This is a genomic window from Candidatus Latescibacter sp. (assembly GCA_030692375.1).
In the GTDB taxonomy this organism is placed as follows: domain Bacteria; phylum Latescibacterota; class Latescibacteria; order Latescibacterales; family Latescibacteraceae; genus JAUYCD01.
In genome coordinates, this window is the sequence record JAUYCD010000020.1 from 45,345 (window position 1) to 52,735 (window position 7,391).

5 protein-coding genes are annotated in these 7,391 nt (G+C 51.7%); all 5 read left to right on the forward strand.

Features of this window, described 5'->3' with window-relative positions:
• The first annotated feature begins 122 nt into the window (after positions 1–122).
• The 5 genes from ptsP to Q8O92_01495 all read left to right on the forward strand — a co-directional run bounded on the left by ptsP (position 123) and on the right by Q8O92_01495 (position 7,132).
• Positions 123–1,877, forward strand: a complete 1,755-nt coding sequence (gene ptsP / locus Q8O92_01475; GenBank protein ID MDP2981985.1) for a phosphoenolpyruvate--protein phosphotransferase — start codon at positions 123–125, stop codon at positions 1,875–1,877.
• Between the two features lie 144 nt (positions 1,878–2,021).
• Entirely contained in the window at positions 2,022–3,188 is a 1,167-nt protein-coding gene (gene metK, locus Q8O92_01480) for a methionine adenosyltransferase (GenBank protein ID MDP2981986.1), read from the forward strand.
• A 231-nt stretch (positions 3,189–3,419) separates the two neighbouring features.
• Positions 3,420–4,670, forward strand: a complete 1,251-nt coding sequence (ahcY, locus tag Q8O92_01485; GenBank protein ID MDP2981987.1) for an adenosylhomocysteinase — start codon at positions 3,420–3,422, stop codon at positions 4,668–4,670.
• 284 nt (positions 4,671–4,954) lie between these two features.
• The gene (locus Q8O92_01490; protein MDP2981988.1) at positions 4,955–6,013 is read left to right on the forward strand and encodes a hypothetical protein; all 1,059 of its coding nucleotides are present in this window, start codon (positions 4,955–4,957) and stop codon (positions 6,011–6,013) included.
• A 27-nt stretch (positions 6,014–6,040) separates the two neighbouring features.
• Positions 6,041–7,132: a hypothetical protein gene (locus Q8O92_01495; GenBank protein MDP2981989.1), complete on the forward strand. Its 1,092-nt coding sequence runs from the start codon at positions 6,041–6,043 to the stop codon at positions 7,130–7,132.
• Positions 7,133–7,391 lie beyond the last annotated feature (259 nt).

Consider the following 7,391-nt stretch of genomic DNA (forward strand, 5'->3'; position numbering starts at 1 on the left):
AACGAGTTCAGGGTGACAGCGTCATGCCGAACTTGTTTCGGCATCTATTATGAGCCTTTTGCAAAAGTCTATCATGTAAAAAAAGTTTTTCAAATACCTTATAAAGGTACAGGGTGACTTCTTTGGAAAAAGAAAAAAAACTCATATCTCGGGAATATACCGGTATTGCGGGGTCACCCGGCATTGCTATCGGTCATGCGTTTATCTACGACAGCGAGAATATCTGGATCGAGGAAAAATACATTGCCCCGGAGGAGATCGAACACGAAAAACTCCGGCTTCAGGAAACGCTCGCCAAAGTGGTCAGGGATATCAAGGAGCTGCGTTTCAAGCTTGAGATAAAAGCGGGTAAGGAAAATGCCAGCATATTCGATCCCTACATCATGCTCCTTGAGGATCCCCAGCTCATCGATGAAACCAATACGCTCATCGAGGAAGGCAAAAGCGCTGAATACGCCTTTTTCCGTACCACCCGCAAGATAATAAAAGCTTATAAGCGTGTCGAAGATGAGTACCTGCGCGAGCGGATCGGCGATATAACCGATATTCTTCGCAGGGTATATGTCAAGCTTCTCGGGAAGGATCATTTCACCCTTGAAAATATTGAATACCCGGTGATTGTAATAGCCAAGATTCTTAATCCCTCCGATACAGCGAACATGCACTCGGGGAAAATCCAGGCTTTTGTGACTGATTACGGGGGGAAAACCTCCCACGCCACCATCATTGCCCGTGCTCTTAAAATTCCCGCCGTTCTGGGTGCAAAAACCGCTTCGCTGGATATAAGCGCCGGGGATGCGGTTATCGTCGACGGCTCCAGCGGAAAAGTGTTTGTTAACCCGGATCAGAAAACCATCGACCGCTACCGTGAGGAACAGAAACAGCTTGAACAGGACCGCCTGAACCTGCAGGATATCAAGGATCTGCCGGCGGTCACCACCGACGGCAGACATATCGCTCTTATGGCCAATATCGAATTTACCGAAGAGGGAGAAGCGGCGCTGGAAAATGGCGCAGAAGGCATCGGATTATTTCGCAGCGAATTTCACTACATCATGAAAGATACTCTCCCCAGCGAAGAGGAAATGTATACCGCTTACAAGTCGGTGGCGGACAAGATGGCGCCGCGGCCGGTAGTCATTCGAACCTTTGACCTCGGCGGCGATAAGATTTCCTACCTTTCTCCCCCGGAACCGGAAGAAAACCCCTACCTGGGCTGGCGGGCCATTCGGGTGAGCCTCACCTTGAAGGATCTTTTCAAGATACAGCTCAGGGCCATCGTGCGCGCTTCCGCTGCACGGAATGTTAGCGTGATGTTTCCGATGGTTTCCAACATTGCGGAGTTGAACGAAACCCTGGCCATTGTGGAAGAGGTGAAGGAGGAGATCCGTAAGGAGGGCCGGGATTACGACCCCAATATGCCTGTGGGAGTAATGATCGAGGTGCCGGCTGCTGTGATGATCGCCGACCGCATGGCAAAAAAGGTGAAATTCTTCTCCATCGGAACGAACGATCTGATCCAGTATTCGGTGGCGGTGGACCGCGCCAACGACAAGATTTCCGCGCTGTTCGAGCCTTTTCATCCGGGGGTTCTGAGGCTGATCCAGATCACTGCACAAGCGGCTCATGAGAACGGCATAAAAGTTGCTGTTTGCGGAGAGATGAGCGGCGATCCGGCAACCGCTCTTATGCTCATTGGGCTGGAGATCGATGAATTGTCCATGACCCCTTCTTTCATACCGGCAATAAAACGTCTTATCCGCTCGGTAAGTCTGGAGGAGGCGAAAAAAATCGCTGACCGGTCCCTTACCTTCGATACCGCCGAGGAGGTCAAGGAATTGGTGAAAAAAGAGATGAACAGGTTCAATATAATATAATTAGATCCTGAAACGAGTTCAGGATGACAAGCGTATTGTGTCATGCCGAACTTGTTTCGGCATCTATTCATAAAAAAATCTGTAATGTTGAAATAAAATATCCAAACTCCGATTAACACCAGAAATAGAAATGAAAGGAATCGCATGAGGGGGAAATTCGTTTTTACATCCGAGTCTGTATCTGAAGGACATCCTGATAAAGTAAGTGACCGTATATCGGACAGCGTTCTGGATGCTGCTTACGCCCAGGACCCCATGAGCCGAGTTGCCTGCGAGACGCTCTGCACAACCGGACTGATCGTTATTTCAGGCGAGATCACTACGAACGCCTTTATCAATTTCGCCGATGTGGCCCGTCAGGCCTGCCGTGAGATCGGCTATACGGACAGCGACATCGGGTTCAACGCCGATAGCTGCGGAGTTATCGTGTCCATTCACCCGCAATCCCCCGATATTTCCCAGGGAGTGACCGAAGGGCAGGGCCTCTACGGGGAAATGGGCGCCGGAGACCAGGGAATGATGTTCGGATTTGCCTGCGATGAGACTCCCGAGCTTATGCCCATGCCCATCCAACTGGCTCACCAACTGGTCTATAAATTGTCGAAACTGCGAAAATCCGGGGAGCTTACCTACCTGAAACCAGATGCCAAATCCCAGGTTACCATCGAGTACCAGGACGGCAGGCCCCATCATGCGGATGCCGTGGTCATTTCAACCCAGCACAGCCCCGATGTTTCCCTTGAAACCATACGCAGGGACATGGTCAACATGGTGATCCGTGAGGTGATTCCCTCCCGTCTCCTCGATGACAAAACCAAGATATTTGTAAATCCCACCGGGCGATTTGTAGTAGGCGGCCCCCACGGCGATACGGGATTGACAGGCCGTAAGATCATTGTGGACACCTACGGCGGCATGGGCCATCACGGGGGCGGGGCATTTTCCGGCAAGGACTGCACCAAGGTGGATCGCTCCGCAGCGTACGCAGCGCGCTGGGCTGCCAAGAACATCGTGGCCGCTGGAATCGCCTCGAGGTGTGAGGTGGCTCTCTCCTATGCCATCGGTGTGGCCGAACCTACCCATATAAATGTAGACATGTTCGAAAACGGCAAGGTCGATAACGAGGTTCTCTGCAAAGCGCTGCGCGATTGTTTCGATTTCACTCCCAAGGGTATCATCGATTCTCTGAAACTGCGCAGGCCCATTTATGCCAAAACTTCCGCCTATGGGCATTTCGGACGCAGCGACCCGGATTTCACCTGGGAAGCGACAGATAAGGCCGAAGAACTGCGGAAAGCGCTGAAACTCTGAAAAGACTTGTGAAAAACCCTGTTTAATTGATAGATGCCGAAACGGTTTTATCGTTCCCGCAAAGCGGCAACAAGTTCGGCATGACGTCATCCTGAACTCGTTTCAGGATCTAAATGACAATAAAAACAAACTTTTTCACAGGCCTCTGAAAAGTGTGATAGTTATCACAGAAATTTACCGGGCGGCAGATTTCATTATGCATCTAACCGCATACCCTTTGAAAGGAAAACCATGCCGTACGAAGTAAAAGACATAACCCTAGCGGACCAGGGCCGGAGAAACATAGAATGGGCGGAGCGTCAGATGGGGGCTCTTCTCAAAATCCGGAGCCGTTTTGAGAGTGAGAAACCTCTTGCAGGTCATCGTATTGGTCTGGCTCTCCATATAACCAAGGAAACAGCAGTGCTGGTGCAAACGCTTATTGCCGGAGGAGCTGAGGTAGCCATCACCTCCTGCAACCCGCTCTCCACCCAGGATGATGTGGCCGCCGCGCTGGCCGCAGACGGCATTGCCACTTACGGAGTCAAAGGCGAATCGGTCGAGGATTACTACCGGTATATCCGGGCGGTTCTGGATTTCAATCCCGATATTACCATCGATGACGGCTGCGATCTGGTTACCGCGGTCCATATGGAGAGGAAAGACCTGATCCCCGGAATGGTCTGCGGCTGCGAGGAAACCACCACCGGCATCATACGTCTGAAATCCATGGAGAAAGACGGCGCTCTTCTCTATCCTATCATCGCGGTCAATGACTGCGACACCAAGCATCTCATGGATAATTACTACGGAACCGGGCAGTCCACCATCGATGGGATTCTCCGGGCCTCGAACATCCTTATCGCCGGAAAAACCGTTGTGGTTGCCGGTTACGGCAACTGCGGAAAGGGAGTGTCGCTCCGGGCCAAGGGTTTGGGCGCCAATGTTATAATTACCGAAATCAATCCCTTCCGGGCGCTCCAGGCGGTAATGGATGGGTTCCGGGTTATGAAAATGGCCGAAGCCGCTCCGCTCGGCGACCTGTTCATAACTGTGACCGGGGATCTGCATGTGGTGGCCCTGGAACATATCCGAGCCATGAAAGACGGTGCGGTACTGGCCAATTCCGGGCATTTCAACAATGAGATAGATGTGGCGGGCATGGAGAAAACCGCTTCAGCCAAACGCGCCATCCGTCCTTACTTCGATGAGTACATCATCAAGGGCAAGGCGGTGTTCCTCTGCGGCGAGGGACGGCTGGTGAACCTTGCCTGTGCTGAGGGGCATCCTTCAACAGTTATGGCCATGTCTTTCTGCGACCAGGCGCTGGGAGTGGAATACGGCATCAAGAACCGCGGGAAACTGGCGCCCGGTGTGCACCGGTTGCCGGAGGAGGTGGACATGCAGGTGGCGAAACTCCAGCTTGATGCGATGAGTGTCAGCATCGACCGGCTCACCCCGGAGCAGATAGAATACCTTAATTCCTGGAAAGAAGGCACTTGATCCGGGGTTTCTTATAGACCCTGAAGCAAGTTCAGGGTGACGCTGTCATGCCGAACTTGTTGCCGCTTCGCGGGAACGATGAAGCCGTTGCCGTATCACGGGAACGATAAAACCGTTGCCGTATCGCGGGAACGATGAAGCCGTTTCGGCATCTTTCTATAATCGAATACTGAGGAGGTGAATACTTCACGGCATGAGGTAGCCGTTTGCAATGTAACACGAGAAATGTTTCCACGCTGTTCGTTAGAGGGTTACAGAAATGACATACGCAATGGGAGGGCAGCATGAGTATACGAATTCGTTTTTTAACATCAGTATTAACATTTTTGATGGGTATAGCTCTGTTTGCCGGATGCAATATATTCAGTTTCGCCGGCGACACAGAGAAGACGCCGATTGAAAAAGCTGAAGAAGCCATACGAGATGGGAATTACGCTCAGGCCAAACAGGATCTGGTGAATCAGGCTACCGGCGCACTTATAGATTCTACCGATTCTATGGTGCTCTATACCTACTCGAAGGCGACGCTCCTTCAATCCGGGCTGAACATCACCAGGATAGTCGACCTCGTTCAGTCCAGCAAAGGCTCTCAGGCAGGTACCGGCAGTCTGGCGCTCCTGACTACGCTCGACCAGATGGGTACAGGCCAGCAGACCGCCTGGTACAAGGCAAATGTGGATATAACCCAAAAGCTTTCGGCTATATGGAACAACACTGCCAGAGGCGACCTTCAGAAAAAGGATATCGCCCTTGATTACACGGTGTCGAGTATCCTGTCCGGGGTGCTCAGTCTCCGTGACACCAACGGCGACGGTGTCATCGACTCGAACGATTTCCAGCTTAACCTCGGCGCAATAAAGACCGGAAACCTTGACGGGTATAAGTTCACCGGCGCATCGATCACCGATGCAACCGGGAAGCAGATCAATTTCGACGGCTTGACCGCATTCCTCGGCCAAACCGCCAAACCGGCCGGTATTACCGCCGGAGTCCCCGGATATACTCCGGATGACATCAACCGTCTCATCAATATCTTTCTTAATCTGCTCGAGAACGGGGAAGACAGCATTGTCTTCATGGTACAGAACAGCACAAATACCACCTTCGATACGGCGGACATCAAGAAGTATGTCCACCAGATAGCAAGCATTATCAATTTCTACTGGTACGATGACGGCATCGATAACGACGGCGACGGCCGGGTGGATGAGGAAGTCATCGACGGAAAAGATAATGACGGCGACGGCCTGACCGATGAGGATTCCAAGTATTATTCTACCGATCCCACCAATGTGAGAAACACCCAGTATAGAGCAGTCTGGGAAAAATGGAGAAACAAATAATCTCTTGAAAAAGATGGAGAAGAAATCGTGAAAAAGACAATTTTGCTTTTCGGCTTTATCTGTGCGATGATCTTCAGTCTTACGGCTGTTTCATTCGCCGATCAGGGGATATCCTACAGAAATGTGAAGGCGATCGGCATGGGCGATGCCCGTATCGCCGGAGGGATGGGATACAACGGCTTTGTCGACAATCCCGCTTTACTGACCCGGATTAATACAATACGGTTTTCCATCGTAAATTTCGCTATATTCGGAAACAAAGACCTCCTGGATATGGCAAAGTTCATCAACGACCACAAGGACTCATTCCAGAATTTTGACACCCTGTCCCCGGACGACAAGGACAAGTTTGTCAAGGATCTTGAACCCTATGACAGCAAATGGGGAAGAATAAATGCCGCTCCGATGGTGGATATTGGAGTGAATGCGTTTGGTTTGGGAGTAGGACTTGCGGTTTTCAGCACCGAAGATGTGGCTTTCAAGGTCGACCGGGGCATCTATGAGCCGCGCGTCTGGGGCGAGGGAGAAGCGAACACCGCTGTTGTACTCGGATTCGCCAGACCGCTGACCATGCTGTATCCCGGGCTGAAAGTCGGTGTGAATCTCAAGTACATGGAACGCCGTACAGCGCCGCTTTTCCAGATCAAGGCCACCGACCTCGGGAATATTCAGGATACCATGAATCCGGTCATAGATAACGCCAAGAACAACAAAACCACCCATTATGCCGTTGATGTGGGCACACTCTGGAGTGTTCCGCTCATCGAGTCCGAAGTTGGCGCCGCCATCCGTGACATCGGGTACGGGAGAAACTCATCCGTCGATCTCGGTATCGCCAAGCGGTTCTATAACGACCGGATTGTTCTCCTCGCCGATTACCTTGATTTTCTCAACTCCAACGGCGAGAATATGTTTAAGAAAATTCATTTTGGCGGAGAGCTGGACCTGACCGTGCTTTCACTGCGCGCCGGAATCAATTCCGGTTACCCCACTGTCGGGGTGGGTCTCAATCTCAAACTTATACAGATCGACGCCGCTTATTTCACCGACGAGCTTTCCAAAACTCCCGGAACTAATGGCGACACGCGAGGAGCAGTCCAACTGAGACTGGGCTGGTGATTCCCTCATCCCCTACCCCCTCTCCCGCAAGCGGGCGAGGGGGCATGGAATTGTAAATTGATACTCGTTCCGGTTACCGGTGTATCAGGAAACTACCGCGAGAGCCCGGTGTTAAGTCAATCAGATAATGTCTGGTGCTGAAGTTTTTTTTACCCCCTTAAAAAGGGGGTCGCCGCTCAAGCGGCGGGGGGATCTTTATTCGCCGGGAAGAAGAAATCCCCCCTGCCTTTGGCATCCCCCCTTGTTAAGGGGGGAATAT